The sequence below is a fragment of the Mesorhizobium sp. M0030 genome (genome assembly GCF_040323695.1).
GTDB lineage: Bacteria > Pseudomonadota > Alphaproteobacteria > Rhizobiales > Rhizobiaceae > Mesorhizobium.
The window spans coordinates 58,093-84,090 of record NZ_JAMYVE010000018.1 but is presented as its reverse complement, the minus strand read 5'-3'; the positions used below and the strand labels follow the sequence as shown (position 1 = coordinate 84,090).

28 protein-coding genes, 1 tRNA gene and 1 pseudogene are annotated in these 25,998 nt (G+C 64.5%); 12 read left to right on the top strand and 18 right to left on the bottom strand.

Annotated features, from left to right (window positions below):
- The 3 genes from NKJ80_RS28405 to NKJ80_RS28395 form a co-directional block, all read left to right on the top strand.
- Window positions 1-254 (top strand): KUP/HAK/KT family potassium transporter (locus tag NKJ80_RS28405; RefSeq protein ID WP_502900880.1); only part of this gene is annotated, 254 nt, incomplete at its 5' end.
- A gap of 141 nt (window positions 255-395) precedes the next feature.
- Window positions 396-2,315, top strand: a complete 1,920-nt coding sequence (locus NKJ80_RS28400) for a potassium transporter Kup (RefSeq protein ID WP_352498763.1) — start codon at window positions 396-398, stop codon at window positions 2,313-2,315.
- Between the two features lie 36 nt (window positions 2,316-2,351).
- Window positions 2,352-3,392 (top strand): SDR family oxidoreductase, encoded by a 1,041-nt coding sequence (locus tag NKJ80_RS28395; protein WP_023668370.1) that lies wholly within the window; start codon window positions 2,352-2,354, stop codon window positions 3,390-3,392.
- 50 nt (window positions 3,393-3,442) lie between these two features.
- Here the strand turns inward: NKJ80_RS28395 and NKJ80_RS28390 are convergent, their stop codons facing one another.
- A complete protein-coding gene (locus tag NKJ80_RS28390) occupies window positions 3,443-4,333 on the bottom strand; it encodes an SDR family oxidoreductase (RefSeq protein ID WP_023668371.1) in 891 nt (296 codons plus the stop codon).
- Between the two features lie 138 nt (window positions 4,334-4,471).
- Between NKJ80_RS28390 and NKJ80_RS28385 the strand changes: the two genes are divergently transcribed.
- Both NKJ80_RS28385 and NKJ80_RS28380 read left to right on the top strand, forming a co-directional pair.
- Window positions 4,472-4,879, top strand: coding sequence for a winged helix-turn-helix transcriptional regulator (locus NKJ80_RS28385; RefSeq protein WP_023668372.1), 408 nt, complete (start codon window positions 4,472-4,474; stop codon window positions 4,877-4,879).
- 75 nt (window positions 4,880-4,954) lie between these two features.
- Window positions 4,955-6,190 (top strand): annotated as a pseudogene (locus NKJ80_RS28380) (FAD-dependent oxidoreductase); the annotation flags it as partial.
- On the opposite strand, the gene NKJ80_RS28375 reads toward NKJ80_RS28380, so the two are convergent.
- Window positions 6,153-6,893, bottom strand: a complete 741-nt coding sequence (locus NKJ80_RS28375; RefSeq protein ID WP_084630617.1) for a glutathione S-transferase family protein — start codon at window positions 6,891-6,893, stop codon at window positions 6,153-6,155. The pseudogene NKJ80_RS28380 and the gene NKJ80_RS28375 overlap by 38 nt on opposite strands.
- 1 nt (window position 6,894) lies before the next feature.
- The gene (locus tag NKJ80_RS28370) at window positions 6,895-7,200 is read right to left on the bottom strand and encodes a Rieske (2Fe-2S) protein (protein ID WP_023668375.1); all 306 of its coding nucleotides are present in this window, start codon (window positions 7,198-7,200) and stop codon (window positions 6,895-6,897) included.
- 95 nt (window positions 7,201-7,295) lie between these two features.
- Here NKJ80_RS28370 and NKJ80_RS28365 point away from each other — a divergent pair, with 95 nt between their 5' ends.
- From NKJ80_RS28365 to ilvC, 3 genes are all read left to right on the top strand, one after another.
- Complete coding sequence (locus NKJ80_RS28365; protein WP_023668376.1) at window positions 7,296-7,754, top strand: MarR family winged helix-turn-helix transcriptional regulator; 459 nt, start codon at window positions 7,296-7,298, stop codon at window positions 7,752-7,754.
- Between the two features lie 143 nt (window positions 7,755-7,897).
- A complete protein-coding gene (locus NKJ80_RS28360; RefSeq protein WP_352498762.1) occupies window positions 7,898-8,563 on the top strand; it encodes a TetR/AcrR family transcriptional regulator in 666 nt (221 codons plus the stop codon).
- A gap of 23 nt (window positions 8,564-8,586) precedes the next feature.
- Window positions 8,587-9,606: a ketol-acid reductoisomerase gene (ilvC, locus tag NKJ80_RS28355; protein ID WP_013531065.1), complete on the top strand. Its 1,020-nt coding sequence runs from the start codon at window positions 8,587-8,589 to the stop codon at window positions 9,604-9,606.
- Between the two features lie 81 nt (window positions 9,607-9,687).
- Here ilvC and NKJ80_RS28350 read toward each other — a convergent pair whose 3' ends face one another.
- Together NKJ80_RS28350 and NKJ80_RS28345 are read right to left on the bottom strand one after the other, a co-directional pair.
- Window positions 9,688-9,972, bottom strand: a complete 285-nt coding sequence (locus NKJ80_RS28350) for a PilZ domain-containing protein (protein ID WP_023685169.1) — start codon at window positions 9,970-9,972, stop codon at window positions 9,688-9,690.
- A 169-nt stretch (window positions 9,973-10,141) separates the two neighbouring features.
- Window positions 10,142-10,720 carry a BA14K family protein gene (locus NKJ80_RS28345; RefSeq protein ID WP_023805505.1) on the bottom strand — a complete coding sequence of 193 codons (579 nt, stop codon included), beginning with the start codon at window positions 10,718-10,720 and terminating at the stop codon, window positions 10,142-10,144.
- A gap of 157 nt (window positions 10,721-10,877) precedes the next feature.
- On the opposite strand from NKJ80_RS28345, the gene NKJ80_RS28340 reads away from it, so the two are divergent.
- Together NKJ80_RS28340 and NKJ80_RS28335 are read left to right on the top strand one after the other, a co-directional pair.
- On the top strand, window positions 10,878-11,990 hold the full coding sequence (locus NKJ80_RS28340; RefSeq protein ID WP_023746877.1) for an endonuclease/exonuclease/phosphatase family protein: 1,113 nt from the start codon (window positions 10,878-10,880) through the stop codon (window positions 11,988-11,990).
- Between the two features lie 5 nt (window positions 11,991-11,995).
- Window positions 11,996-12,715, top strand: a complete 720-nt coding sequence (locus NKJ80_RS28335) for an NUDIX hydrolase (protein WP_023712689.1) — start codon at window positions 11,996-11,998, stop codon at window positions 12,713-12,715.
- Here the strand turns inward: NKJ80_RS28335 and NKJ80_RS28330 are convergent.
- From NKJ80_RS28330 to NKJ80_RS28315, 4 genes are all read right to left on the bottom strand, one after another.
- The gene (locus tag NKJ80_RS28330) at window positions 12,712-12,954 is read right to left on the bottom strand and encodes a hypothetical protein (RefSeq protein ID WP_023690325.1); all 243 of its coding nucleotides are present in this window, start codon (window positions 12,952-12,954) and stop codon (window positions 12,712-12,714) included. The genes NKJ80_RS28335 and NKJ80_RS28330 overlap by 4 nt on opposite strands.
- Before the next feature lie 129 nt (window positions 12,955-13,083).
- Entirely contained in the window at window positions 13,084-14,301 is a 1,218-nt protein-coding gene (locus NKJ80_RS28325) for an ABC transporter permease (RefSeq protein ID WP_352498761.1), read from the bottom strand.
- Window positions 14,298-15,002, bottom strand: a complete 705-nt coding sequence (locus NKJ80_RS28320; RefSeq protein ID WP_023685174.1) for an ABC transporter ATP-binding protein — start codon at window positions 15,000-15,002, stop codon at window positions 14,298-14,300. Before NKJ80_RS28320 ends, NKJ80_RS28325 begins: the two co-directional genes overlap by 4 nt.
- A 4-nt stretch (window positions 15,003-15,006) precedes the next feature.
- Window positions 15,007-16,293 carry an efflux RND transporter periplasmic adaptor subunit gene (locus tag NKJ80_RS28315; protein ID WP_023698352.1) on the bottom strand — a complete coding sequence of 429 codons (1,287 nt, stop codon included), beginning with the start codon at window positions 16,291-16,293 and terminating at the stop codon, window positions 15,007-15,009.
- Between the two features lie 113 nt (window positions 16,294-16,406).
- On the opposite strand from NKJ80_RS28315, the gene NKJ80_RS28310 reads away from it, so the two are divergent.
- Window positions 16,407-17,315 (top strand): PhzF family phenazine biosynthesis protein, encoded by a 909-nt coding sequence (locus NKJ80_RS28310; RefSeq protein WP_023668384.1) that lies wholly within the window; start codon window positions 16,407-16,409, stop codon window positions 17,313-17,315.
- A 352-nt stretch (window positions 17,316-17,667) separates the two neighbouring features.
- Here NKJ80_RS28310 and NKJ80_RS28305 read toward each other — a convergent pair whose 3' ends face one another.
- Complete coding sequence (locus NKJ80_RS28305) at window positions 17,668-18,750, bottom strand: transposase (protein ID WP_502902242.1); 1,083 nt, start codon at window positions 18,748-18,750, stop codon at window positions 17,668-17,670.
- Window positions 18,751-18,994: 244 nt separating this feature from the next.
- Here NKJ80_RS28305 and NKJ80_RS28300 point away from each other — a divergent pair.
- Window positions 18,995-19,070 (top strand) — tRNA-Lys (locus tag NKJ80_RS28300).
- 198 nt (window positions 19,071-19,268) lie between these two features.
- Here NKJ80_RS28300 and NKJ80_RS28295 read toward each other — a convergent pair.
- The 8 genes from NKJ80_RS28295 to NKJ80_RS28260 form a co-directional block, all read right to left on the bottom strand.
- Window positions 19,269-19,538 (bottom strand): hypothetical protein, encoded by a 270-nt coding sequence (locus NKJ80_RS28295; protein ID WP_023690936.1) that lies wholly within the window; start codon window positions 19,536-19,538, stop codon window positions 19,269-19,271.
- A gap of 74 nt (window positions 19,539-19,612) precedes the next feature.
- Window positions 19,613-20,623: a nicotinate-nucleotide--dimethylbenzimidazole phosphoribosyltransferase gene (gene cobT, locus NKJ80_RS28290; protein WP_023727705.1), complete on the bottom strand. Its 1,011-nt coding sequence runs from the start codon at window positions 20,621-20,623 to the stop codon at window positions 19,613-19,615.
- 24 nt (window positions 20,624-20,647) lie between these two features.
- Complete coding sequence (locus NKJ80_RS28285; RefSeq protein ID WP_352498760.1) at window positions 20,648-21,415, bottom strand: adenosylcobinamide-GDP ribazoletransferase; 768 nt, start codon at window positions 21,413-21,415, stop codon at window positions 20,648-20,650.
- Complete coding sequence (locus NKJ80_RS28280; protein WP_352498759.1) at window positions 21,412-22,725, bottom strand: cobyrinic acid a,c-diamide synthase CobB; 1,314 nt, start codon at window positions 22,723-22,725, stop codon at window positions 21,412-21,414. The genes NKJ80_RS28285 and NKJ80_RS28280 overlap by 4 nt, the downstream gene beginning before the upstream one ends.
- Window positions 22,722-23,534, bottom strand: coding sequence for a uroporphyrinogen-III C-methyltransferase (gene cobA / locus NKJ80_RS28275; protein ID WP_023690317.1), 813 nt, complete (start codon window positions 23,532-23,534; stop codon window positions 22,722-22,724). Before cobA ends, NKJ80_RS28280 begins: the two co-directional genes overlap by 4 nt.
- On the bottom strand, window positions 23,531-24,295 hold the full coding sequence (cobM, locus tag NKJ80_RS28270; protein ID WP_023690316.1) for a precorrin-4 C(11)-methyltransferase: 765 nt from the start codon (window positions 24,293-24,295) through the stop codon (window positions 23,531-23,533). Before cobM ends, cobA begins: the two co-directional genes overlap by 4 nt.
- Entirely contained in the window at window positions 24,292-24,678 is a 387-nt protein-coding gene (locus tag NKJ80_RS28265) for a cobalamin biosynthesis protein (RefSeq protein WP_352463128.1), read from the bottom strand. Before NKJ80_RS28265 ends, cobM begins: the two co-directional genes overlap by 4 nt.
- Complete coding sequence (locus tag NKJ80_RS28260) at window positions 24,675-25,901, bottom strand: bifunctional cobalt-precorrin-7 (C(5))-methyltransferase/cobalt-precorrin-6B (C(15))-methyltransferase (protein ID WP_023690314.1); 1,227 nt, start codon at window positions 25,899-25,901, stop codon at window positions 24,675-24,677. The genes NKJ80_RS28265 and NKJ80_RS28260 overlap by 4 nt, the downstream gene beginning before the upstream one ends.
- Between the last annotated feature and the right edge of the window lie 97 nt (window positions 25,902-25,998).

Genomic DNA, 25,998 nt, shown 5'->3' with positions numbered 1-25,998 from the left:
CCTTCGGCTATATGGAGCAGCCCAACATTCCGCGCGCGCTGGCGATCTGCCGCAAGCAGGGCTGGAAGTTCGACATCATGACGACTTCGTTCTTCCTGTCGCGGCGCTCGCTCAAGGCATCGCCCAATTCCGGCATGCCGGTGTGGCAGGACAAGCTGTTCATCGGGCTCGCCCGCTCGGCGGCCGATGCGACGGAGTATTTCCAGATCCCGACCGGACGTGTGGTCGAGATCGGCACGCAGGTGGCGATCTGAGGTTTCCGGCAGCCTTTGACGCCACGCACCGGTCATTGCGGGGCAAGCCCTGCGCTGGGAACATGGTAGCCCTACCGTCACGGCACTTGATATTGCATCGCAGCAAGCGTAGAGCACCGCGCGCTTATCGGAGTGTCGTCCATGGCCCTTACCAATGCTGGTATTGAGGCAGAACCCGTCGAACAATCGAGCCATCCCGAAATCGAACAGCACAGCACCAAAGTTCTGATGCTGGGCGCGCTCGGTGTGGTCTATGGCGACATCGGCACCAGCCCGATCTACGCCTTCCGGGAAGCGCTTGTTGCGTCCTCCGGCGGGGAAACCGCCGAGCGCGGCGATATTCTGGGCGTGCTGTCGCTGATCATCTGGTCGTTGACGATTATCGTCACCATCAAATACATCATGTTCGTGCTCAGAGCCGACAACCGAGGCGAGGGCGGCGTGCTGTCGCTGATGGCGCTGGCGCGCGGCAGTTTCCCGACCCGCTCGGCGATCATCCTGGCCATCGGTGTTGTCGGCGCGTCATTGTTCTTCGGTGACGCCGTCATCACGCCGGCAATCTCGGTGCTTTCGGCGGTTGAAGGCATGAATGTCGTTACCCCGACCTTCCAGCCCTATGTCGTGCCGCTGACGCTGGTCATCCTGGCGATCCTGTTTTCGGTGCAGCGCTTCGGCACCGGCGGCGTGGCGCTGATCTTTGGCCCGATCACGGCGGTCTGGTTCCTGGCCATCGGTCTTTCGGGCTTGAACCACATCATCGCCGATCCCGAAATCCTGTGGGCGGTCAGCCCGCACTACATCGTCGCCTTCCTGATCAATTCGCCCGATGTCGCCTTCGTCACCATCGGCGCCATCTTCCTCGCCGTCACCGGCGCCGAAGCGCTTTATGCCGATCTCGGCCATTTCGGCCGCAAGCCCATCGTGCTCGCCTGGCTGGCCATCGTGTTTCCCTGCCTGCTGCTAAACTATGCCGGGCAGGGCGCTTTCGTGCTGGCGAAGAACGGTCACGTCGGCCATCCATTCTTCGAGATGAACGAAGGCTGGACGCTGATCCCGATGGTGGTATTGGCAACCGCGGCGACGGTCATCGCCAGCCAGGCGGTCATATCGGGCGCCTTCTCGCTGACCAGGCAGGCGGTGCAGCTCAATATGCTGCCGCGCCTCGAAATCCTGCACACGTCGGAACGGCAGTCGGGCCAGATCTACATGCCGCGCGTCAATGTTTTGCTGGCGTTGGCGGTGATGTTGCTGGTCGTCGGTTTCGGCGAATCGAGCAAGCTCGCCTCCGCCTATGGCATCTCGGTGACCGGCAACATGTTGGTGACGACGGTGCTGCTGTTCGTCGTCATGACCCGCATCTGGAAATGGCGGCTGTGGGTGGCGGTCGCCATGACGGCGCTGTTCGGCTTCATCGACATCGGCTTCTTCGCCTCCAACATCGTGAAGGTGTTCGAGGGCGGCTGGGCGTCGCTTGCGGTGGCCTTCACCATCGTTCTGGCGATGTGGACCTGGGTGCGCGGCAGCCGCTATCTGTTCGACAAGACCCGGCGCAACGAAATCCCGCTCGATTTCCTCGCCGGCAATCTGCTGAAGAAGAAGCCGCAGCTGGTGTCCGGCACCGCCGTGTTCCTGACCAGCGATCCGCAAAGCGCGCCGACAGCGCTGATGCACAGCCTGAAGCACTACAAGGTGTTGCACGAGCAGAACGTCATTCTGTCGGTGGTCACCGCACCGCAGCCGCTGGTGCCCGACAGCGAGCGGGTCAAGATGGAGACAGTCAACGAGTTGTTCATGCGGGTGACGCTGACCTTCGGCTATATGGAGCAGCCCAACATTCCGCGCGCGCTGGCGATCTGCCGCAAGCAGGGCTGGAAGTTCGACATCATGACGACGTCGTTCTTCCTGTCGCGGCGCTCGCTCAAAGCATCGCCCAATTCCGGCATGCCGGTGTGGCAGGACAAGCTGTTCATCGGGCTCGCCCGCTCGGCGGCCGATGCGACGGAGTATTTCCAGATCCCGACCGGACGTGTGGTCGAGATCGGCACGCAGGTGGCGATCTAAGGGGTCTCGAAGGGATAAATCGTCGAGGAGGCTAATATGAGCGGCGAATTGGTGCTGGTCACCGGCGGGTCCGGCTTCCTCGGCGCTCACTGCATCCTCGAACTGTTGAAGGCCGGCTACCGCGTCCGCACCTCCGTGCGATCGGCCAGGCGCGAAGCCGATGTGCTCGCCATGCTCAAGGCAGGTGGCACGGAGCCCGGTGACGCCCTTTCATTCGCCCATGCCGATCTGATGGCCGACGCAGGCTGGCCGGCGGCGGTGGCCGGCTGCGATTACGTGCTGCATGTCGCATCGCCTTTTCCGCCCGGCGTGCCCACGCATGAGGATGACCTGATCCTTCCGGCGCGCGAGGGCGCGTTGCGCGTGCTGCGGGCGGCGCGGGATGCCGGGGTCAGGCGCGTCGTGCTCACCTCATCCTTCGCGGCCGTCGGCTATGGCAAGATGCGCGCGGATGGGCAGCCTTTCAACGAGGAAAACTGGACCGATCCGGCAGGCAAGGTCAGCGCCTATGTGAAGTCCAAGACGCTCGCCGAGCGCGCGGCCTGGGATTTCATCGCCGAGCAGGGCGGCGCGCTGGAGCTTGCGGTCGTCAATCCCGTTGGCATCTTTGGACCGGTGCTCGGCGCGGACCATTCGACCTCGACCGAATTTGTCCAGCGCATGCTGAACGGCGCCGTGCCTGGGCTGCCGCGCCTGTCCTTCGGCGTCGTCGACGCGCGCGACGTGGCGGATCTGCATGTTCGCGCCATGACCCACCCCGCCGCCAAGGGCGAACGGTTCCTCGCTGTCGCCGGCGATTTCATGACAGTGCGCGAGATCGCGCAGACCCTGAAGACGCGGCTCGGGCCGGCGGCGTCGCGCGTCTCGACGCGGGAGTTTCCCGATTGGCTGGTGCGCATCATCGGGCTGTTCAATCCGGAAGCGGCACAACTCGCAACGGAACTGGGCAAGATCAAGAACGCCACCAACGCCAAGGCGGTGCGCGTGCTCGGCTGGGCGCCACGCTCGCGCGAAGATGCGTTGACTGCCACGGGCGAAAGCCTGATCCGGCTGGGACTGGTCAAGCGACGTAAGTAATTGTGCGGGAGGCCGAACCTTAAGGGCTCGGCGTCCCGCAACGGCAGCTTTCAGCCGGCCAGTGCAGCCTTGTTCGTCTCCAGAAACTGCTTCAGCGGCACCGACTTTCGGCCGGAGAGTTTTTCGACCGCGTCGGTCACCATGCCGAGGTCACCGGCGCGGGCGGCGGCGTCGAATGAAACCAGCACCTTGGCGAAGGGTTCAGGCAGGCCGGCCGACTTCATTCCCTCGGTCAGGGCTTCGTCGGAAAGCTGGATGACCTTGATCGGCTTGCTGGTGACCTCGGTGACCAACGCCGCCACTTCGGCAGCCGTATACGCACTGGGGCCGGTGAGCGTGTAAGTCGCGCTTTCGCTGCTGTCCGAGGCGAGCCCCGCTGCGATCGCCGCCGCGAAATCGTCGCGCGTGCCGTAGGAAATGGCGCCGTCGCCGGCGGAGGTGTACCACTGACCCGACGCCAGAACCTGCGGCAACGCCATGAACAGGTTCTCGTTATACCAGCCGTTGCGGAATATCGTGTAGGGGATCCCGCTCGCCTTGATCGCCTGTTCGGTGTCGTAGTGGTCGGGCGCGAAAACAACCGGCGAACCAGGCTCGGGGTTGGGCATCGAGGTGTACAGCAGGTGGCCGACGCCAGCCTGTTTGGCCGCCGTCACCGCCGCAAGCTGCTGCTCGCGCCGCTTCCCCTGTACCTCAAGTTCGTTGGTCGAGATGACGAGTGCCCGGTCGGCTCCCGCGAAGGCCTCGGCAAGCGATTGCGGGTCGTTGAAGTCAGCGGCTCTGACGACGACGCCGCGCACCGCCAGATCGGCAAGGTTGGCGGGTGTACGGGTGGTGGCGATGATGCGGTTTGCGGGGACCTTTAATGTGTCCAGCAGGTGGTTGATGACGCCGCGGCCAAGCTGGCCGGAAGCGCCGGTGACGAGAAGGGTTGCGGTCATGGGGGATCCTGAAATTGCGCCGGGTGGCGGGTGCTTCTGACAGTCTCAAAAAGAGACCAGCACTAAAATAAGAATTGACCGGCCACCGTAAAGAAGGCAGTTTTTAGGGAGGTAGGCACCGCCAGGGAACCAGCAGCCATGGACGGCAAGGTCGTCAATCTGAGAACCAAGCTCAATATATTCAAAGCCACCAGCGATGGCGCAAACATTGCCGATTGCCCGGTTCGCGACGTGATGCAGGGCGTGAACGGCAAATGGAGTTCGCTGCTGATGGCGGCGCTCGCAGAGCAGCCCTATCGTTTCGGCGAGTTGCGGCGCCTGGTGCCCGACATCTCGCAGCGCATGCTCACCCAGACGCTCCACGATCTGCAGCGCGACGGCTTTGTTCATCGCGAAGTGTTCCCGACCAAGCCGCCAAGCGTCGAATACAGCCTGACCGATCTCGGCCGTTCGATGTTCGGCGCCTTGCATCAATTGATCCTGTGGGCCGAACTCAACCATGGTGCGGTGCGCACGGCGCGCGCTTCCTTCGACGCCGGTGGCTGATATTTTGGTCCATGCAGCAAAGGCTTGATTTGACAATGGCGCTGAAGGATTGTCCGGCCAGTGGTTGGGCGGGCAATGGAAAAATCTCTCGACATCGCGATTGCGGGCGCCGGCCCGGCGGGGCTCGCCACCGCGCTCTATCTCAAGCGCGCGGGCCACAACGTCACCATCTTCGAACGTTTCGAGGAACCCAAGCCCGTCGGCTCCGGACTGATCCTGCAGCCGACCGGGCTGAGCGTGCTCGCCGATCTCGGCCTGCTCGACGACATTCTGGCGCTGGGGAGCCGCATCGAGCGTCTGCATGGCGCCGATGCCTCGACCGGCCGCACCGTGCTCGCCGTGCGCTACGATGAGCAGCCTGGCGGCTGTTTCGGGCTGGCGGTACACCGGGCGGCATTGTTCAACGTGTTGTTTCGCGCCGCGCAGCGCCAAGGTATCGCCATCGAAACCAGTGTCGAGATCGAGGCGCTGGACGTCGGTGAGCGGGCGATCCTGATCTTCGACAAGAGCCGAACGGTGGGGGGCCGCAGGGCAGGGCCGTTCGACCTCGTGGTCGACGCCAGCGGCTCGCGTTCGAAGCTGCGCCGGTGCCTCAACGATCCGGCCCAGCCGCGGCAGCTCACTTACGGCGCGTTCTGGGCCTCGCTCGGCTGGCGCGAAGGCTTCGACGAAAATGCGCTGCTGCAGCGCTACGACAAGGCCAGCGTGATGATCGGCGTCCTGCCGATCGGCCGACCGGAGCCGGGCGGGGAAAAGATGGCGGCGTTCTTCTGGAGCCTGAAGCCGGCGGATGCCGAAAACGTGCGCGCGGCAGGGCTCGACGCCTGGAAGGCGAGACTGGTCTCGCTGTGGCCACAGTGCGAGGCGTTCACCAGCCAGATCGACAGCTTCGACCAGCTGTCGCTGGCGCGCTACGGCCACCACACGATGAAGCTGCCGGCCGGCCGCAGGCTGGCCGTCATCGGCGATGCCGCGCATTCGACCAGCCCGCAGCTCGGGCAAGGCGCCAACATGGCGCTGCTCGACGCGGCAGCACTCAGCCATGCCTTGGCACAAACGGGCAACGTCGAGGCAGCGCTGGAAAGCTACGCCCGGGCGCGGCGATGGCATGTCCGAATCTTCCAGCTGCTGTCGCTGGCGCTGACGCCGTTCTACCAGTCGGACGGCACGATGCTGCCCTTCTTCCGCGACAGGCTGGTGGCAACCATCGCAAAGGTGCCGCCACTGCCAAGCGTGCTCGCCTCGATGGTGGCCGGCACTTTGATCGATCCGTTCAGGCGGATCGGGCTAGAGGAGGTGCACTGGCCAGATCATCCGGCGAGATCAGGGTCGAGAGAAACGAATTTCTCGCACGCAGGAATAGACGCAGCCGCTGCGGATAGTCCGGCGCCACGGCACCCTTGATCGAGGCGCGTTCGCTCAACGCCTTGCGCCAGGCCTGGACCAATGGCTTGCCGTCCAGAATGCCGAAATTGCCGATCCGGTAGAAGGCGTCGAGATAGCGGAAGACCGGGCCGTAGACGGCATCGACGAGGCAAAAGCGCTGGCCGCTGAACCACGGTCCGGCCTGGTCGGCCAGTTCGTCCTCCAGACGATCGAACATGGCCGAAAGTGCCGTGGACTCTGCCAGGAAGGCGGCCTCCGTCGAAGCCGAGTAGAACCGGCCGATGGTGTTCAATGTCGCCGAGCCGAACTCGATCCAGGCGCGATGCCGGGCACGGGCGTAGGCGTCGGCCGGATGCAGAGGATTGGCTTGCGTCTCCTCGAGGAATTCGAGAATGACGGCGGATTCGAAGATCACCGTCTCCTCGCCATTTGCCTGGACGATCAGCAGCGGCACCTTGCCCAGCGGCGAGATCGCCTTGAACCAGTCCGGCTTGTTGGCGAGGTCGATGGTGACGCGTTCGAACGGCACGCCCTTCTCAGTCAGCGAGATCGCGGCGCGCTGGACATAGGGGCACAGATGGTGGCTGACCAGAATGAGCTTGCCAGTCATTTCATTCTTCTCAGGCATGTCACTCTCCCCAGACATAGTTCAACGCGCCGTCCTCTACGCGCGTCGACAGGAACATCAGTCGCGACGCTTTTGGCGCCGGACCTTCAAGCCGATCGCCGCTTTCCATATCGAAGGCGGCACCGTGCCATTGGCAGACCAGCTTGCCGTCCTTGCAGTCGAGCGGCCCGCCGAAATGCAGGCAGACATTGGCGGCGGCACGGACACGCTCGCCGCTGCGCCAGACATGGACCTCGCGGCCGAAGAACGGTGCGATCAGGCTGCCCGTCTGTGGGACGTCGGCGACTTTGCAAATTTCGTGTTTCATGGATCTTTCCCGGATCGATGCAGTTGCATGCATATAGATGCAAGTGCATTGACCGTCAAGCTTGATGCAACTGCATCTACCGCCTAGGATGGGTCATGACCAAAACAACCACGCCTTCGCCCGAAGCCGTCAAGGCCTGGGCCCGCCTGATGCGGGTTTCGCGCCAGCTCATCGAAAAGGCGGAAGAGGCTTTGAAGACTAGCGGCTTGCCGCCGCTCGACTGGTATGACGTGCTGCATGAACTCGCCGAGGCGGGTGAGGGCGGGCTGCGGCCATTCCAGCTGACTGAGCGCACACTGTTTGCGCAGTATAACATCTCGCGGCTTCTGGCGCGCCTCGAGGCAGACGGACTGGTCGAGAAGCTCAGGGCTGCCGATGACGGCCGCGGCCAGACCATCCGCATCTCGGCCAAGGGCCGTCAGACGCGGCGACGGATGTGGGCTGTCTATGGACGGTCGATTGCGGAATTGGTCGGCGCAAAACTCTCCGCGGAGGAGCTGAAGATACTGGCGAGCCTGCTTGGAGAGCTGCGCCATCCGCCCGCCGATGATTGATCCGTCAGAATCTCGTGGTTTGCTCGGCGGCTCTCACGTCGACGATTTTTCTACCTGACCCCTTGCGTCGAGCATAGGATTGCGCAATATGCCGAACCGTAACGTACGGTACGCCGTTTGAGGCGACCCGGCGACCTCATCGAATGGGCAGGAAATTGTTGCAGGCAAGGGCCGAGATCGATACCAGCGAAGTGCTGACAGAGCGGCAAAAGGCCGTCCTGGACGCGGCCTTGCGGCTGCTGGTCGAGGAGGGCGACAATCTGACCATGACGGCGGTGGCGCGCCGCGCCAGCTGCTCGAAGGAAACGCTCTACAAATGGTTCGGCGACCGCGACGGACTGCTGACGGCGACCGTGCAGTGGCAGGCATCGAAAGTGCGCGTGGTGCCGGTCGACGGTGAGCGGCTCGATCTTGCCTCGCTGACGGCAAGCCTGGAAGGCTTCGCCTCGGACTGGCTGAAGGTGATTTCGAGCGATACCTCGATCGCGCTGAACCGCGTCGCGGTCGGCCATGCCGGATCCGGAAAGGACGATCTCGGCGCCATCGTGCTGGAGAATGGCCGTTTCGCGCTGGCCAGACGGCTGAAGCCGGTGCTGCTTGCCGGCAAGCAGGCCGGGCTGCTCGACTTTACGGATGCCGAAATCGCGTTCCGGACCTTTTTCGGGCTGGTCGCCCGCGACGTGCAGATCCGTCTCCTGCTCGGCGACAGGCTGGAATTGACTGAAGCGGCGATCGGCGGCGATGCCGTCCGGGCAACGCAGCAGTTTCTCGCTCTTTATGGAGCAAAAACCGGGCCGCAAGGCCTCTAATCTCTACGGGAAGGAAGCAAAAGATGCGTGTCTATTACGATCGCGACGCCGATCTCAATCTGATCAAGGGCAAGAAGGTCGCCATCATCGGCTATGGCAGCCAAGGCCGGGCGCATGCGCTCAACCTCAAGGATTCGGGCGCCAAGGAAATCGCCATCGGCCTCAAGGCGGGATCGGCGACGGCCAAGAAGGTCGAGGCCGACGGGCTCAAGGTGATGAGCGTGGCGGACGCTGCCAAATGGGCCGATTTGATGATGATGGCGACGCCTGACGAATTGCAGGCCGACATCTACAAAAACGAAATCGCGCCGAACATTCGTGACGGCGCCGCGATCGCCTTCGCGCATGGCCTCAACGTGCATTTCGGCCTGATCGAGCCGAAGTCGACCGTCGACGTCGTTATGATCGCGCCGAAAGGGCCCGGACACACGGTGCGCGGCGAATACCAGAAGGGCGGTGGCGTGCCTTGCCTGGTCGCCGTCAACCAGGATGCTTCCGGCAACGCGCTCGATCTCGCTCTGTCCTACGCCTGCGGCGTCGGCGGCGGCCGTTCGGGCATCATCGAGACCAATTTCCGCGAGGAATGCGAGACCGATCTGTTCGGCGAGCAGGTCGTGCTCTGCGGCGGCCTGGTCGAACTGATCCGCGCCGGTTTCGAGACGCTGGTGGAAGCCGGCTATGCGCCCGAAATGGCCTATTTCGAGTGCCTGCACGAGGTCAAGCTGATCGTCGACCTGATCTATGAAGGCGGCATCGCCAACATGAACTACTCGATCTCGAACACAGCCGAATGGGGCGAATATGTCTCTGGCCCGCGCATCATCACCGCCGAGACCAAGGCCGAGATGAAGCGCGTGCTGAAGGATATCCAGACCGGCAAGTTCACCTCGGAGTGGATGCAGGAATACCGCGCCGGCATGTCGCGCTTCAAGGGCATCCGCCGCAACAATGACAGCCACCAGATCGAGGAAGTCGGCGCCAAGCTGCGCGCCATGATGCCCTGGATTTCCAAGAACAAACTGGTCGACAAGGCCAAGAACTAACCCGCAATCTTCAGGATTGGGAGCAAGGAGCCGGCGGAGCGATCCGCCGGCTCTTTCATGCCGGTTTATCGATCAGGACGCTCAGCCATAGTGCCAATGCGGCTTCGGCTCGGTGCCGGTGAACTCGACGCCGATGCGGTCGTCGCGGCGCCAGCGCACGATGGCCTTGTAGCCGATGCCGTCGACCGGCACATAGAGCAGGAACTCGTCCGGCACGCGCGCGTCTATCGACACTTTCAGTTCGGCGCCGCCGGCATGCATGTTGCGGACCGTGCACTTGACCTCGGAATTGGTGAGGCCGGTCAGAATCGTCGCGCCTTTCAGCACGCGCTGCCGGTGTTTGTTTCGCAACTCGTTGTCGGCCATGACGGCACGTCCTTCGCGACCGGATCGGCGCGATCGTCAGATGGGGCACGATATCACGGATAGGCTGAGCCGATAAACATATGGTTAGCGGTGACCGAGACCAGCCGTCTTTCCCAAATGAAAACGGCGCCGCGATGGGGCGGCGCCGTCGTGTATTGTCGTTTATAGTTCAGCTGTAGGGCGACCAGCATTGCTGGCGCGGGCCACCATAGGGCTGGAACGTGTTGTCCCAGGCCCGGTAGGACCGATAGCGGTCGTAGCACCACTGTACATGGGCGCTGGACAGACGCTGCGTGCGGTAATAGCGGCGGGGCGCCGGCTGCACGTAGTAGCCGTCATTGTAATAGCCGTTGTTGTAGTAGCCGTTGTTGTAGATACTGCCGAGGCCCAGACCCAGGCCGAGGCCGAGAACTGCTGCGGCGCCGGTGTCAAAATCACGGCCGCGATGGTGGCGGTGATGGCGCCAGCGCCAGTTGTCGCCGCCGTTCCAGTTGCCGTTGTTCCAGTTGCCTGACCGGGCAAAGCGACGGCCGTCGTGGCGGCGCCACTGCCAATCGTTGAAGGAGCGGCGGTCATTGCCGCCCGCCCAGCTGTCGCGAACCGGTGTGATGTCAGACAATGCGGTGCTTGCCGGCACCGACAAGTCCGGCTGCAGGATCGGGCCCGCGGCGGATGGCGCCGTGAGACCCGAGAAAAGACCGAGCGCTAACAGCCCGGATTTGACTGTGGACGAAAAGAGCGAGCTCATTGCACTCTCCAAGTGATACAGGCCCCACGCCCGGATACCCCAGGGAAGTGGCCTATTGATGGACCTTGGCGTCTGAACGGAGGATGAACAGAAAGGTTCCATCAGCCATGACGAGCAGCCCTTGTTTTCATTGGCGCTTGCAGGCAAAGGTCAGTCCATGTCGCTGCGCCTCGCCACTTTCAATGTCGAAAACCTGATGAACAGGTTCGATTACTCGGGCTTCCGCAACCAGCTCAACGAAGACCGCACGCTGGCGCTTTTCGACATCCAGAGCGAAGCCGAATACCGGATGCTGGAGCAGGCGCGCGCCATCGCGCAATCCGACGATACGCGCCAGTTGACCGCGCTCGCCATTGCCGCCACCCGTGCGGACATCATCTGCATGCAGGAGGTCGACAACATCGAGGCGCTGAAGGCCTTCGAGTACGGCTATCTCTTCAAGATGGTGGGCGAGGGTTACCGGCAGAAATACACCACCGCCGGCAATGATTCGCGCGGCATCGACGTTGCCGTGATGATGCGCAACGAGACCGCGCAAGGTCAGCCGATCGAGTTCGTGCGCATGACCAGCCATGCCTATGTCACGTTCGAGCAGTTCGGATTGCACACGCCTGAACTCGAGGCGCTCGGCAACCTGGCCAATGAACGCATCTTCCGGCGCGACTGCCTGGAGGTCGACATCAAGGTCGGCGGCGTGCCGCTGACGCTTTACCTCGTCCATTTCAAATCGATGGGCTCGCCGCGCAATGGGCTCGACGGCCGCGAGGCGACGATGCCGGTGCGCATCGCCGAGGCGCAAGCGGTGCGCCGCATTATCGACGAGCGCTTCGGCAAAGAGCACGCAGCCGACAAAAACTGGGCGATCTGCGGCGACATGAACGACTACCGGCAGCGGGTGAAGATCGAGGGCGACGCTATCGACGGCTACCGCTTCCAGGTGATCGACGAGAGCCAGTCCTGTATCGATGTGCTCACCGCCGGCGGCTTTTGCGAGAATGTCGTCGAACGCCGGCCGGAGATGGACCGCTGGAGTTTCTACCACACGCGCGGGCCGAAGGAGCGGCATCTGTGCCAGCTCGACTACATCCTGCTGTCGAAAGGGCTGGCGGCGAAGAATGCGACGGCGGTTCCCGACATCATCCGCAACGGCCAGCCCTGGCGCACCATCTTTCCGGCCGGACAGGCGGTGGAGCGCTTTCCGCGCGCCGGCTGGGACCGGCCGAAGGCGTCGGACCATTGTCCCGTCGCAATTACCCTGGACATGGCTTGAGCACGGTGAGCTTCGACCTGCCGCGCAACGTCATCCTGCCCGTCGACGAAATCGACGTCCGGCTCGACCCCGGCCCGCATCCGTTCGAGCGCGACAACGCGCAGGCGATCACTGACAACTGGCGGCGCGAGGTCACGGCCAATCCGGCGTTGTTCGACGGCACGGTGGTGCTGCTCTCGGCGCTCGCCTGGCGCGACAAGCGGATCGTCGGGCGTTGTCACGCGGTGAAGTACTCGACCTTCCTGCTGTGGCGAAAGAACCGGCAGGGGACGGGCGCCGAGCATGCCTATGGCCACGCCATGCTGGTCGCCGGCGACAACGCCCTGGTGGCGATCCGCATGGGCGCGCACACGGTCCCGGCCGGCAGTGTCTACTTCGCTGCCGGCTCGTTCGAGCCGATCGATTTTCGCGATGGCCGCGTCGATGTCGATTTCAACATGATCCGTGAAGTGCGCGAGGAGACCGGGCTTGACCTGACAGGCGCTGCGCGCGGCAAGCGCTACCATGCGCTGTCGACTTCGACCGGCACGGTCCTCTTCCGCCGCTACCACGTCGATGCGCCGGCCGACGAGGTTGCGCGGCGCATCGGCGCCTTCGTCGCGACCGAGACCGAGCCGGAGATCGAGGGGCCGGTGATCATCCGCCACGCCGCCGACCTGCCGGAAGGGCTGGCACCGCATATGAAGCCGCTGGTCGAGTGGCATTTTGGCGGTGGCGGGGGCTAACGGCGCGGATTGTTCTGCGCCGCCTTGCGGTCGTTGCGGGCGGCGACGAGGAACAGGATAACGCCGATGCCCAGCAATCCACCCATGACCATGCCCATCGTCTGGCCGACGACTGCCTGAAAATCGGCGGTGACACGATCGGGATTGGCCATGCCGTAGCGGGCGAGATACCACCAAAGTCCCGCAAGGGCGCCTTCGATGATCACCATCGTCAGAATTAGCCGCGCCTTCTTGCTCATTGCAACTCCTTGACTAGATGCTTTGCTCTAAAATTAGCATCGCAGACCGGACGACAACAAGTATTGCCGATGTCGACAAGCACCCATCCTTGTGGATAGCGGTTGGTTGCGGTGGAGCTGATCTGGCGCTTATTCGTGGCGCAGCGCGTCGATCGGGTCGAGCCTGGCGCCGCGCAGCGCCGGGAAGAAGCCGAACACCATGCCGATCAGCGCCGAAAAACCGACGGCGAGCAGGATGACCGCCGGGCTCGGCGCAAACGGTATGGCCAGCGTTGCCGAGGCGAGGCCGGCCAGCGCCAGGCCGATCAGGATGCCGATAATGCCGCCGAGCAGCGACAGCACCGTCGCCTCGACCAGGAACTGGATGAGGATGTGCTTTTCATGCGCGCCGATGGCGAGCCTGATGCCGATCTCGCGGGTGCGCTCAGTGACCGAGACCAGCATGATGTTCATGATCCCGATGCCGCCGACCAGCAGGCTGACGCCCGCGACGGCGCCCAGCATGCCGGTCATGGTGGTGGTGGCGCTGGCCATGGCGTCGGCGATCTGGGTCATGTCGCGGATCGAGAAATCCTCTTCGCGGTCCGGCGTGATGCGGCGGGTGTCGCGCAAAATGTCCTCGACTCGCGGCTGCAATTCGGTGGTCGGCGTGCGGTCGTCGGCGGCGACGTAGATGTTGTCGATGTCGCGGTTGCCGGCGATGCGGCGCTGATAGGCGGCAAGCGGCATCAAAACGACATTGTCCTGGTCCTGGCCGAAGCCGGTATAGCCCTTGGGTTCGAGCAGGCCGATGATCTTGCACGAGGTGCGGTTGACGCGGATGATCTCGCCCTCGGGTTCGCCGGCGCCGAAGAATTGCTGGCGCACCGTCTCGCCGATCAGGCAGACGCCGGTGCCCGAGCGTGTCTCCGAATCGCTGAATGGGCGGCCCGACACCAGCTTCCAGTCGCGGGCGTCGAGATAGGCGCTGTCGGTGCCGGTGACGCCCGAGGTCAGGCTCTCGGTGCCGAAGATGACGCGGACTTGTTTCTGCGACGCCGGCGCGATGGCGCGCGCACCGGTCAGGTGGGCTACGAGGGCGGCTACATCCTTGTCGGCCAGAGGCCGTACCGCCTGGTCGAGCCCGCCTGGTCCGCCAGTGCCTGCCGGGCGGCCGGAACGGACGACGAGCAGGTTCGAGCCGAGCTTGGCGATGTCCGACTTGACCTTGGCGGTGGTGCCGGAGCCGATGGTCAGCATGGCGATGACGGCGGCGACACCGATGACGATGCCGAGCAGCGTCAGGAACGAGCGCAGCACATTGCGGCGGATGGAGCGCAGAGAGAGGCGGACGGTTTCCCAGATCATGACGCCAACTCCGACTTGGCCGTGTCGGACGCGACGTGGCCGTCGAGGAAGCGGATGGTGCGCTCGGCATAATCGGCGACATCGGCCTCGTGGGTGACCATGGCGATGGTCAAGCCGAGCTCCCGGTTCAGCCGCGTCAACAGCTCCATGATCTCATGCGTGCGGGCGGTGTCGAGATTGCCGGTCGGCTCGTCGGCGACGAGCAGCGTCGGCCTGGTGACGATGGCGCGCGCGATCGCCACGCGCTGTTGCTGACCACCGGAGAGTTCGGCCGGCGTGTGATGTTCGCGCCCGACCAGGCCGACCTCCGCCAGCGCCTGCATGGCAAGATCGCGGCGCTCGCGGGCCGGCGCGCCGCGATAGATCAGCGGCAGCTCGACATTTTCCGCCGCCGTGGTGCGCGGCAACAGATTGTAACCCTGGAAGACGAAGCCGATATAGAGATTGCGCAGAAGCGCCCGGCGGTTGCGGTCGAGCCGCCCGGCGTCGATGCCCATGAAGGAGTAGGTTCCGGCCGTCGGTGTGTCGAGGCAACCGATGATGTTCATCGCGGTCGATTTGCCCGAACCGGACGGGCCCATGATGGCGACGAATTCGCCACGCTGGATGGCGAGGTCGACGCCGGCCAGCGCATGGACCTTGGCTTCGCCCTGGCCATAGCTCTTCCAGACCGTGTCGAAACCGATGAGGCCCGCGGCCATGGCGTCAGCTCCGCAGCTGCGAGGTCGTGATAACCTCTGCACCTTCATCCAGCCCGGAGGTGATCTCGGTCAGTTCGCCGTCGGTGGAGCCGATCTTGACGTTGACCGGGTGCGGCCGGCCGTTCTCCAGCACATAGAGCGTGCGTGAGCCGTCGGTGGGCGCCTTCACCGGCTGGCGGCGGTTGCCGCCACGACCCATGCGGCCGGTGAACAGATCGCTGAGGCTCCACGTGCGGGCAGCAGGTGCCGATGGCCGATAGCGAAACGCTGTTGAAGGCACGGTGAGCACGCTCTTGGCCTGCCTGGTGACGACCGAAACCGTGGCGGTCATGCCGGGCCGCAGCAAAAGCTCGTTATTGTCGACTTCCAACCGTGCATTGTAGGTGACGACGCCGTCGGTGGTGACCGAGGCGTAGGAGATGTCGCGGATCTCGGCGTCGAACGGCCGCTCCGGAAAGGCATCGACGGTGAAGCGTGCATGCTGGCCTGGTTTGACCGCGCCGATATCGGCCTCGTCGACCGCCGCCACCAATTCCATGTTCCTCAAATCGGCGGCGATGATGAACAGAACCGGCGCCTGCAGCGAGGAGGCGACCGTCTGGCCGGGGTCGACGGAACGCGTCAAGACGATGCCGTCGATCGGCGCATAGATGGTGCTCTTGGCAAGGTCGGTCTGCTGCGCCTTGAGATCGGCCTGGGCGATGGCGAGATTGGCCTGCGCACTATCGAGCGCCGCCTTGGAGCGGTCGCGCGTGGCAGTCGCCGCCTCGAGCGACTGATCGGTCGCCATGCCACGCCTGGTCAGTTCGGCCGCGCGGGTGAGGGCGCTTTCGTTCTCCTTCAGGGTTACCGTGGCGTCCTCGACATTGGCGGCAGCGGCCTTGGCCGAGGCTTCGGCGCGTTCGATCTGGACCTCAAGTTTCACCGTGTCGAGCGTCGCCAGCACATCGCCCTTCTTGACCTGCTGGTTCTCTTCGGCCGACACCGAGCGGATGATGCCGGACAGTTCGCTTGAAATGTCGACCTGGGTGAGGGGCTGCAGCGTGCCGGTCGCCGATACCGCGACGGTGAGGTCGGCAATGGTGGCCGGCGTTGTGGTGTAGTCGATCTTGGCCGGGGAGCCGGCATACCATTGGAAGCCGGCGAGGCCGCCGGCAACGGCGATCAGCGCCAGCAGCGCGTAAAGCCAGCCACGACGGCGCGTCTTGCGCACACCACTCTGGTCAAGCCCAAGCGCCGCCTCGATGGCGGAATCCGATTCCGTCTTTGGCAGATTGACAAGCTGGTCCACGCCGGACCCCTATGAAAGCGTAATGTCCCTATATGTGCACAGATCAGGCTTGGTGGTTCGAATATCAAATTAAATTTCGGCCATGTTCGGATTGAGGCGGAAGGTTTTTCAAGATGCAGACCCGCAATTACTTGCTCTACGATGTGTTTACGACGGAGCGGCTGGCCGGCAATCCGCTGGCTGTCGTGCTCGACAGCCAAGGGCTGGATACAGCCGCCATGCAGGCCATTGCGCGCGAGTTCAACCTGTCCGAATCGGTCTTCGTGCTGCCGCCGGACAATCCAAAACATCGCAACCGCATCCGCATTTTCACGCCCGACTATGAGATGCCGTTCGCCGGACATCCGACAGTTGGCGCCGCGATCGCGCTGGCCGAACTGACAGGCGAGGGCGAAGCCGGCATCTTCGTGCTGGAGGAGAATATCGGCCCGGTGCGCTGCGCCGTCAGCCGGCACGATGGCGCCACCTTTGCCGAGTTCGACCTGGCGAAGCTGCCGGAGCCGCTGAAGCTCGATGCCGACCCGGAGGCGATCGGCGCCGCCCTCGGGCTGGCGCCGCACGAGATCGGCTTCGAGAATCACCTGGTGTCGTTCTGGTCGGCAGGCGTGCCTTACGTCACCATTCCGGTTGCCAATCTGGAGGCTGCCGGCCGGATCAAGCTCGACAACCAGGTCTGGTCGGAACTGGCGCCGCGCAAGAGCGAATGGGCCTTCGCCAGCCCGTATGTCTATTGCCGCCAGACGGTGAACCATGACAGCGCCTTCCATGTCCGCATGATCGTGCCGGGCACGCCGTCCTATGAAGACCCGGCGACCGGGTCGGCGGCGGCGGCCTTTGCCGGCGCCATCATGCAGTTCGATGGCCCGACCGACGGCATTTCGCAGCTGTGGATCGAGCAGGGGCTGGAGATGGGCCGGCCATCGCGTATCCGGCTCGAACTCACTGTCGAGGGCGGAAAACTGGCCTCGGCGCGCATCGGCGGCCATGCGGTAAAGGTGGCGGAAGGCAAGCTGTTCGTTTGAGTGGCCCGTGGCTGAGATCGTCGCTGTCGGCGATCCTTCACGCCCCCCTCTGTCCTGCCGGACATCTCCCCCACGAGGGGGGAGATCGGATGTCGCATTGGCTTTCGCCAATCTCCAACGCCGAAAGACAGGCGAAACGGCAAGGCTGCCAATCTCCCCCCAAGTGGGCATAGGCGCTAAGATAGCTTTGGCATGGACTGAAACTTGCGCTTTCGTGGTGGTTCGCGCCAGCGATATCGCAAGGCATGGAGATTTTGGCGCAGGGCCGCCAAGGAAGGTTGAGTAAAGATGGTAGCGATCAGAGAGGCGACGATCTGGCGGGTGGCGCGCCACAGCAGCGGGCGCCCGTCGCTCAAGGGGGAGAGACACCCAACTCCTGCGAGAGGGGTTCGGTCACAAGCGCGATGAGGAAGTGTGCAAGGATCCAAGGCTTTGCGATCCTTGGGTCTTTGGCGGGAGGAGAGCGCAGCCCGATCAGGCTCTTCAGTCGCTTGAAGGCGAGTTCGATGCGCCAGCGCATGCGGTAGAGCTTGAGGACCGTATCGGCGGGAAACTCCTCCCGGTCAAGCGAGGTCACAAGCAGGACGAAGCCGGCCGCAATCAGCGTCTGCGGTTGAACCTTGTTGCCCTTGGCCCTGGCTTCCTTGTTGATTTTGCGCCGCGCTTCTTGTGCCGCGGCCTCGGATTTGCGCAAGGCGATCAGGCGCATATTCACAGGCTCGCCCTTCTTGAGTGCCAGCCGGGCAGGCGTTTCGCAGACTTCCTCCCGGCAGCTCTCCAGGTAGCCGATGAGATCGAACGCCCTGCCGTTGGCGTCGAGCCATCGCGCGTTTTTCCACGACGCGCGCACAACAACATCGCCGCCTTGCGCCATCACCTTTGCGATCCGCTCGGCCTGCAGATAGGCGCGGTCACCGATGCGGATCTCGCCCGGCACCACCGGCACGCGGTCGATCAACTCGGCCTCGCTCTGATCGGTGATCTCGATGAAGTCGAACTGCTCGCGCTCAAGCTCGAAGGTGCAGTGCATGCGCCAAAGACCATTGTTCTTCTTCTCATACGCACCGGCCTTGGCAACCGCTGTCGCATCGAGGATGCGAACCAGTCGGCCTTTGGCCAAACCTGCATCCTCGCGCTTCAAAAGGTGCCCAATCAACTGCTGCAGCCATGGTCCTGCATTGCGCAGCCGGCCAAGCAACGCCACGTCCGAAATGTCGGCAATCCCGCTCGCCGCCGCCCAGGCCACGACGCCCCGCATGCCAACCTTGCCAAGGCAGTAAGCCAGTGTCAGGCGCAACAGATCGCTCGCCGACCTGACGCCCCGCGGGCGCAGGAACGCCTTCGTCTCGCGGGCACTTCCTGCGATCAACTCTTCGCCGCCCAGAAGCTCAATCGTCTCGGCCCAGCCGTCACCAACAAGCGATTCGTGTGTCATCGCAGCGTAGAATCACACCCGATTCAGCAGGGCAATACCTATCTTAGCGCCTATGCCCTTGCGGGGGAGATGGCCGGCAGGCCAGAGGGGAGTGCTGTCCCGCCGACGACTCTGGTTTTTTTCTTCGCTGCAACACTCGAAACCGAAGCCCGGAGCGATTTGTCGGGAAATGATTCCGGCAGGGCTGGACAGGACCGGTATCGGCGGCTATATGCCCGCCAACGCCGGTTTTTGCCGGCCGAGTGGGTGCGTAGCTCAGTTGGTAGAGCAGCTGACTCTTAATCAGCGGGTCCACAGTTCAATCCTGTGCGCACCCACCAAATTTCTAGAAAAGTTGGTGGAAGACCTTGGTATCAGAGACGCTTTAACGCGTCTTCGGCATGCGTCGGTGGTGGCGCGAGCCTGCCGAGGGCATTCCGGTGTAGACTTGCTATTCCGGTGATCCTCTGAGCCGCGCGCCCAGAAACGAGGCGACCGGTTCCACGGCGCAATGTCATTTCGGCCTACAATTTGCCGTGTCAAAGGCCGCGATTGCTACGTCGAAAAACCCGACGCAGAAATCTGCCGAACCGAAAAGCGATCCCGCCATCCGTGCTCTGACGTCCATCAGCATCGACGCGGGCTTTTCTTCTTGAGAAGTCGCTGATCAGCCACCAGAAGAATACCAGAAAGACAACGAGGATAGCGGTGTCGAGCGGTCCATAGGTTGTGTATCCGCTACGCCGATACACACCGGCAAGAACCGCGGCGATAGCTATAGCAGCAGCAAGCGGACGGAGCTTCATCATCCTCCAACTCTACTGAAGAGTTTTCAGGAATAAAAGATGCTTCTTACCAAGGCGGTCCCCTAAACCGCTCTGGTTTACTTCTCCGACACGCCAGCCTCGGCAAAACTCGCCATCCTCGCATGGCATTCCAGTGCCGAGCGGACGATGTTGACGGCGAGGCAGGCGCCGGAGCCTTCGCCGAGCCGCATGCCGAGGTCGAGCAGCGGCGGCAGGCCGAGCGCTTCGAGCAGGCGGCGGTGGCCGGATTCGGCCGAGACATGGGCGGCGATGGTGTGGGCAAGGCCGTTGGGGTGCAGCCGCGCCAGGGGTGCTGCGGCGGCCGTGCAGACGAAGCCGTCGAGCAGCACCGGGACGTTCTTGCGGCGGGCGGCGAGCGTGGCGCCGAAGATGGCGGCGAGTTCGCGGCCGCCAAGGGCGGCGGCGATCTTCAGCGGGTCGGACAGCGCGTCGGCATGGCGCTTGAGGCCGGATTCAATGGCGGTGACCTTGCGCTTCAGCCCGGCATCGTCGACGCCGGTGCCGCGCCCGGTCCATTTTTCAGCGCCGCCGCCGAACAGGGCGGTCGAGATGGCGGCCGCCGGCGTGGTGTTGCCGATGCCCATCTCGCCGAAACAGACGAGGTCGAGGTCGTTCGTCACCGCGTCGTAGCCTGCCGAGACGGCGGCGAGGAAGGTTTTTTCGTCCATTGCCGGCACGTCAGTGAAGTCGCCGGTCGGATGATCGAGATCGAGCGGGATGACGTCGAGTTCCGCGCCGGCGATGCGGGCCAGCTGGTTGATGGCGGCGCCGCCGCCGGCGAAATTCGCCACCATCTGCACCGTCACTTCCGACGGGAAGGCCGACACGCCTTGCGCCGTCACACCGTGGTTGCCGGCGAACACGAAGACTTTGACGCGGTCGAGTTTCGGCATGTCGCGACCCTGCCAGCGCGCCAGCCAGGCGGCGAGAGTTTCCAGCCGGCCCAGGCTGCCTTGCGGCTTGGTCAGCGTGTCTTGGCGGCGGGCGACGGCGTTGGCGGCGGTATCGCTGCCGGCAGGCAGATCGAGACAGGCGGCGCGCAGTTCGTCGAATGATTTGAATGGCATGGGGAAGGAATCTCCGGGGAAGAATCAGGACAGGGAAACGGAAGCGACGAGCAGGACAGTGATCTCGCCCAGCTGCTGCAGGGCGCCGATCGTGTCACCGGTGTGGCCGCCGATCTGGTTGAGGGAGAGCGCGCGCAAGGCGCTGAACACGAGAGCGAGCAGGATCAGTGCGGCACAGGCGCCGCCGAGCCCCAGCGTCAGAAGGGGGATGGCGCCGAGCACGGCGCCGAGAACAGCTGTCTGGGCCGAGACGGTCCCGGCGCCGGCAGACAGGCCGTCACTGCGCGCCGCCGGCGCCAGATGCATGAACGCGCCGAGCAGGCCGCGCGATGCGGCGTGGGCGGCGATCAGCGCGAAGAGCACGCCTGTCGGATTGGCCAGTTGCGACAGCGCGCTCCAGCGGATGAGCATCGACAGGCCAAGAGCTGCTGCGCCATAGGCGCCGATGCGGCTGTCGCGCATGATCTCCAGTTTTTTATCGCGTGTCTTGCCGCCGCCAAAGCCATCTGCGACATCGGAAAGCCCGTCCTCATGCAGGCAGCCCGTGGCGAGCAGGGTTGCTGCAAGCGCAAGGGCTGCTGCCGGGCCGGGGGCAAGGCCGAGCTGTACGCCCGCGGCGTAGACGACAGCACCAGCCACAGCGACGGCGAGGCCGGCGACAGGCGCCGCCCAGATCGCATCGGCCAGGCTGCGGCCACGAAGGTCGAAGACCGGCAGCGGCAGCCGGGTGAAGAAGACGAGGCAAAGCGCGACGTCGTCGAGCGCTTGCCGGGGCGAGGGCACGGAGGTCATGCACCCCTCGCAATGGCGTGGAAGAAGGTGCCGCTGACATGGCCGCGGCGATAGCCGGAGGCGCCGAGCGGATTGCCCTGACCGTCGGCGAGATCGGCCAATGGCTCGTCATTGCCGGTCGCAATCATCTGCGCATAGTGGAATTCATGGCCACGGATCAGCGCGCCTTGCGGCCCCAGCGGACAGGCGACGCGCAGGCGTGCCTCGCGGTAGCCGAGGTTCATCTTGCGCTTGGCAAAGCTGGTGGAATGGCCGAGCAGGCCAAGCATGGCGTGCGTCTCGCCGGCCGCGTCCTCCAGCGCTTCGCCCAGCACCATGAAGCCGCCGCACTCGCCATGGATCGGCTTGGTCTCGGCAAACCTGGCCATGCCAGCTCGGAAACTGGTCGCCGCCGCGAGGCTGCCGGAGTGGAGCTCGGGATAGCCGCCGGGCAGCCAGCAGACATCGCAATTCTGCACCGGTGCTTCGTCGGCTAGCGGCGAGAACGGCACGATCTCGGCGCCGGCCTGACGCCAGTGGGCGGCGACGTGCGGATAGAGGAAGGTGAAGGCGGCGTCTTCGGCGAGCGCGATTCGTTGGCCGGGCGGCTGCAAGGCATGTTCGAAACTGCCTGATGCCGGCGAAAACGGCGCGGCCAGCGCCATGATGGCGTCAAGGTCGAGGGATTTCTCGACCATGTCGGCGAGGCGGTCGAGATGCGTCATCAGGTCGGCATATTCGCCGGCCTGGACGAGGCCGAGATGGCGCTCCGGCAAATTGAGCGTGGGATCGCGCAGGATGGCGCCGACGACCGGCAGGCCGAGCGTTTCGATCGCCTCGCTGCACAGCTTGCGGTGGCGCTCGCTGCCGAGACGGTTGAGCACGATTCCGGCCATGCGCACATCCGGGTCGTAGGTGGCAAAACCCTTCGCGACGGCGGCCGCCGTCGTCGACTGTCCCGAGACGTCGAGCACCAAAAGCACCGGCAGGTGGTAGAGCCGCGCCAGATCGGCGGCCGAGCCGGTGCGGCCTTGTCCGGCCGGGATGCCGTCGAACAGGCCCATGGCGCTTTCGAGGAAGATAAAATCGGCGTCCTCGGTGGCATTGCTGGCCAACGCGTTGAGCAGGTCAGGCGACATCGCCCAGCTGTCCAGGTTGACGCCGGACAGGCCAGTGGCGGCGGTATGAAAACCCGGATCGATATAGTCGGGGCCGGACTTGGCGCCGCGCACCTTGATGCCGCGCCGGGCGAGCGCGCGCAAAATGCCGATGGTGACGCTGGTCTTGCCGGAGCCGGAACGCGGCGCGCCGATGATGATGGCGCGGGTCATGCGTTACCCGCCAGTGCTGCGCGCATGGCGACGATGCCGCCGACGACAATGAGGGCCGGCGAGGCCAATTCCGCCGCGGCGGCCGCTTCGGAAATGGTGGCGAGTGTCGCGACGACGGTCCGCTCCTGCGGTGTCGTCGCCGAAACGATGACAGCCGCCGGCGTCGACGGCGCCAGCCCGCCTTCGAGCAGCGACGCGGCGATAACAGGCAGATTGGCCATGCCCATATAGATGACCACCGGCTGGCCGGTGCGGGCGATCGCGCCCCAGTCGAGATCGTCATCTGTGCCGGCGGCATGACCTGTCGCCAGGATGATCGCCTTGTTGATGCCGCGCATGGTTGCGGGAATGCCGGTGGCGGCCAGCGCGCTCAGCCCCGATGTCAGGCCGGGCATGACGCGGAAAGGGATTTTTTCGCGCGCCAGCGCCAGCGCCTCTTCGCCGCCGCGGCCGAAAATATAGGGATCGCCGCCCTTCAGCCGGACGACGCGGCGGCCCTCGCGTGCCAGCCGCACCAGCAAAGCGGTGATATCGTCCTGCCTCATGGACGGTTTGCCGCCGCGTTTTCCTGCAAAGAACAGCTGGGCATTGTCCGCAACGGCGACAACGTCAGAGGAGACCAGCGCGTCATAGACCACAGCGTCGGCCTCGGCCAATGCCGCCAGCACTTCCAGCGTCAGGCAGCCGGGATCGCCGGGACCGGCGCCGGCCAGCCAGACATGGCCCGGCTCAAGCCGGCGCGGCTTGAAGTTCAGCCGTGCAAGCGCCTGTTCGAGCGTCGGGTTTTCGCTTTTGGTCTTGCCGCTCACAATCCGTCCCGCCCGCGAAAACGCCGCTGGTAGTGGGCGTCGTACAATGAACTCTCGCCAAAACCTTCCGCTGCCAGCGAGCGGCCGACGAAGATGATCGCCGTGCGCTCCATGGGATCGGCGGCGAGCAGCGCCTCGATGGTCGCTAGCGTGCCGGTCAGCACGCGCTCGTCCGGCCATGAAGCGCGAAAGACGATCGCCACCGGGCAATCGCCGCCATAATGCGGCGACAATTCGGCGACGACGCGATCGATGGCGTGGATGGCGAGATGAATGGCCAGTGTGGCGCCGGTGCGGCCGAAGCCGGCCAGCGTTTCGCCCGGCGGCATTTTCGAGGCGCGGCCGGAGACGCGGGTCAGCACCAGGCTTTGCGCCACCTCGGGAATGGTCAGTTCGCGGCGAAGGGCTGCGGCTGCGGCGGCGAAAGAGGGAACGCCCGGCGTCAGCGTGTAAGGAATGCCGTGTTTTTCCAGCCGGCGGATCTGCTCGGCCACGGCGCTCCACACCGAGAGGTCGCCGGAATGCAGGCGGGCGACATCGTGGCCGGCCTGGTGGGCTGTCACATATTCGACCTCGATTTCGTCGAGTGACATCGGCGCCGTATCGATCAGTTTGGTCCCCGGTGCGCAGTGTTGCAGCAATTCCGGCGCGACGATCGAGCCGGCATGCAGACAGACCGGGCAGCTTGCCAGCAGCTTGGCGCCGCGCAGTGTGATGAGGTCGGCGGCGCCGGGACCGGCGCCGATGAAATGCACGGTCATGGCGCGTCTCCGCTGATGGCGATGGCGCAGGTGACCGGGCCGAGCACGGTGCGTGGACCAAGCAGCTTTGCACCGGGGCCGGCAACGGCAAGGGCGGAGGCTTCTGAGACGGAGGGTGTGCCGGCGAGATCCTGCGAGAGATCGGATTTGCTGAGTGCCTCCGGCGAGACGGCCTGAAGTGCTGCGTCATCAACGATGATGACGGGAAGGTGAAGCGTGCGGCCAGCGGCAGAGATCGCTTCTTCGTCTTTCTTGAGCGCGGCGGTCGCCAAGGCCGACAGCGCCGTTATCGCCAGCCCGTGCGCTTCGAGGGCGGTTTCGATCGCCGCGAGCACGTCTTCGACGCTCACGCCCTTCCGGCTGCCGATGCCCGCCACCATCATGGCTTCACCCAGCTCCACTGGGTGACCGGCATGGCCGGGCGCCAGGCCTGCATCGAACCGACAGGAGAAGCGCGGGAAATGGTGATGCGGGTAAGGTCGCCGCCGCGCTTGATGTGCTCCGCGAGAAGCAGCGCCTCCATCTCCAGCGTCACCGCATTGGCAACGAGACGGCCACGGGATGGCAGCGCCTTGATGGCGGCGTTCAGTACGCCGGCGTCGCTGCCACCTCCGCCGATGAAGATCGCATCCGGCGTGTCCAGCCCGGCCAGTGCCTTGGGCGCCGACCCTTCCACCACGACAAGACCGGGCACGCCGCAATGCGCGGCGTTGCGGACGATGCGGGCGGCGCGGTCGCTGTTGGCCTCGATGGCGATGGCGCGCATCGAGGGGTGAGCGAGCATCCATTCGATGCCGATGGAGCCGGAACCGGCGCCGATGTCCCACAGCAATTCGCCACGCCTCGGCGCCAGCGCCGCAAGCGTGATGGCGCGGATGTCGTGCTTGGTGATCTGGCCGTCGTGCTCGAACAGATGGTCGGCGCGGCCAACGGTCAGCGGCAGGATGCGGGCCTCTTGTGTCGATTCAAGCTCAAACGCCAGCACGTTGAGCGGATTGATGTCTCTGAGATCGAAAGCGTCGGCACGTGCCGAGCGAAGCTTCTCGTTCGGTCCGCCCAGCGCTTCCAGAACGGTCAGCCGCGAACCGCCGAAGTCGAGCTCTACGAGCAGGCGCGCTATTGTCGCTGGCGCGTCGCCGTCCGATGTCAGCGCCAGGATGCGCGCCCTGGGATGCAGCAGCGGCCGGATCAGGTCGAGCGGCCTTCCATGCAGCGAGATCGTCTCGATGTCCTGCAACGCCCAGCCGAGCCGGGCGGCAGCCAGCGAAATCGCCGATGGCGCGGGGATGACATGCATCTCTTCAGGCTTGACCTTGCGGGCAAGGGTGGCGCCGACCCCGTGGAAGAATGGATCACCGGAGGCGAGCACGCAGACGCGCCGGCCGGCCAGCGCCAGCACGTCTGCCATGTCGGCATCGAATGGCACCGGCCATGGGCGCTGCTCACCCTTGATGAGCGAAGCCACCAGCGCCAGATGCCGCTTGCCGCCGAAGACGGTCTCGGCGTCAGCGATCTGCCGCTTGGCCTCGTCGCCGAGACCCGCTAAACCGTCCTCGCCGATGCCGACGATTGCGAGCCATTTTGGCGTGGGCTGTTTTTTTGACATGTCGCGCCGCCCCTCATTCGCCTGAGGCGTTCGTCGTTCGAAAAGTCAAGCAATTGACTTTTCGTCTGCCAGCCAGACCACTCCTCACCTCCCCGTG

What these genes read in the sequence shown, in the direction of transcription:
- NKJ80_RS28400 (WP_352498763.1), top strand. Translation starts at nt 396, where the DNA reads ATGGCCCTTACCAATGCTGGTATTGAGGCAGAACCCGTCGAACAATCG.
- NKJ80_RS28395 (WP_023668370.1), top strand. Translation starts at nt 2,352, where the DNA reads ATGAGCGGCGAATTGGTGCTGGTCACCGGCGGGTCCGGCTTCCTCGGC.
- NKJ80_RS28390 (WP_023668371.1), bottom strand. Translation starts at nt 4,333, where the DNA reads ATGACCGCAACCCTTCTCGTCACCGGCGCTTCCGGCCAGCTTGGCCGC.
- NKJ80_RS28385 (WP_023668372.1), top strand. Translation starts at nt 4,472, where the DNA reads ATGGACGGCAAGGTCGTCAATCTGAGAACCAAGCTCAATATATTCAAA.
- NKJ80_RS28375 (WP_084630617.1), bottom strand. Translation starts at nt 6,893, where the DNA reads ATGCCTGAGAAGAATGAAATGACTGGCAAGCTCATTCTGGTCAGCCAC.
- NKJ80_RS28370 (WP_023668375.1), bottom strand. Translation starts at nt 7,200, where the DNA reads ATGAAACACGAAATTTGCAAAGTCGCCGACGTCCCACAGACGGGCAGC.
- NKJ80_RS28365 (WP_023668376.1), top strand. Translation starts at nt 7,296, where the DNA reads ATGACCAAAACAACCACGCCTTCGCCCGAAGCCGTCAAGGCCTGGGCC.
- NKJ80_RS28360 (WP_352498762.1), top strand. Translation starts at nt 7,898, where the DNA reads ATGGGCAGGAAATTGTTGCAGGCAAGGGCCGAGATCGATACCAGCGAA.
- ilvC (WP_013531065.1), top strand. Translation starts at nt 8,587, where the DNA reads ATGCGTGTCTATTACGATCGCGACGCCGATCTCAATCTGATCAAGGGC.
- NKJ80_RS28350 (WP_023685169.1), bottom strand. Translation starts at nt 9,972, where the DNA reads ATGGCCGACAACGAGTTGCGAAACAAACACCGGCAGCGCGTGCTGAAA.
- NKJ80_RS28345 (WP_023805505.1), bottom strand. Translation starts at nt 10,720, where the DNA reads ATGAGCTCGCTCTTTTCGTCCACAGTCAAATCCGGGCTGTTAGCGCTC.
- NKJ80_RS28340 (WP_023746877.1), top strand. Translation starts at nt 10,878, where the DNA reads ATGTCGCTGCGCCTCGCCACTTTCAATGTCGAAAACCTGATGAACAGG.
- NKJ80_RS28330 (WP_023690325.1), bottom strand. Translation starts at nt 12,954, where the DNA reads ATGAGCAAGAAGGCGCGGCTAATTCTGACGATGGTGATCATCGAAGGC.
- NKJ80_RS28325 (WP_352498761.1), bottom strand. Translation starts at nt 14,301, where the DNA reads ATGATCTGGGAAACCGTCCGCCTCTCTCTGCGCTCCATCCGCCGCAAT.
- NKJ80_RS28320 (WP_023685174.1), bottom strand. Translation starts at nt 15,002, where the DNA reads ATGGCCGCGGGCCTCATCGGTTTCGACACGGTCTGGAAGAGCTATGGC.
- NKJ80_RS28310 (WP_023668384.1), top strand. Translation starts at nt 16,407, where the DNA reads ATGCAGACCCGCAATTACTTGCTCTACGATGTGTTTACGACGGAGCGG.
- NKJ80_RS28305 (WP_502902242.1), bottom strand. Translation starts at nt 18,750, where the DNA reads ATGACACACGAATCGCTTGTTGGTGACGGCTGGGCCGAGACGATTGAG.
- NKJ80_RS28295 (WP_023690936.1), bottom strand. Translation starts at nt 19,538, where the DNA reads ATGATGAAGCTCCGTCCGCTTGCTGCTGCTATAGCTATCGCCGCGGTT.
- cobT (WP_023727705.1), bottom strand. Translation starts at nt 20,623, where the DNA reads ATGCCATTCAAATCATTCGACGAACTGCGCGCCGCCTGTCTCGATCTG.
- NKJ80_RS28285 (WP_352498760.1), bottom strand. Translation starts at nt 21,415, where the DNA reads ATGACCTCCGTGCCCTCGCCCCGGCAAGCGCTCGACGACGTCGCGCTT.
- NKJ80_RS28280 (WP_352498759.1), bottom strand. Translation starts at nt 22,725, where the DNA reads ATGACCCGCGCCATCATCATCGGCGCGCCGCGTTCCGGCTCCGGCAAG.
- cobM (WP_023690316.1), bottom strand. Translation starts at nt 24,295, where the DNA reads ATGACCGTGCATTTCATCGGCGCCGGTCCCGGCGCCGCCGACCTCATC.
- NKJ80_RS28265 (WP_352463128.1), bottom strand. Translation starts at nt 24,678, where the DNA reads ATGATGGTGGCGGGCATCGGCAGCCGGAAGGGCGTGAGCGTCGAAGAC.
- NKJ80_RS28260 (WP_023690314.1), bottom strand. Translation starts at nt 25,901, where the DNA reads ATGTCAAAAAAACAGCCCACGCCAAAATGGCTCGCAATCGTCGGCATC.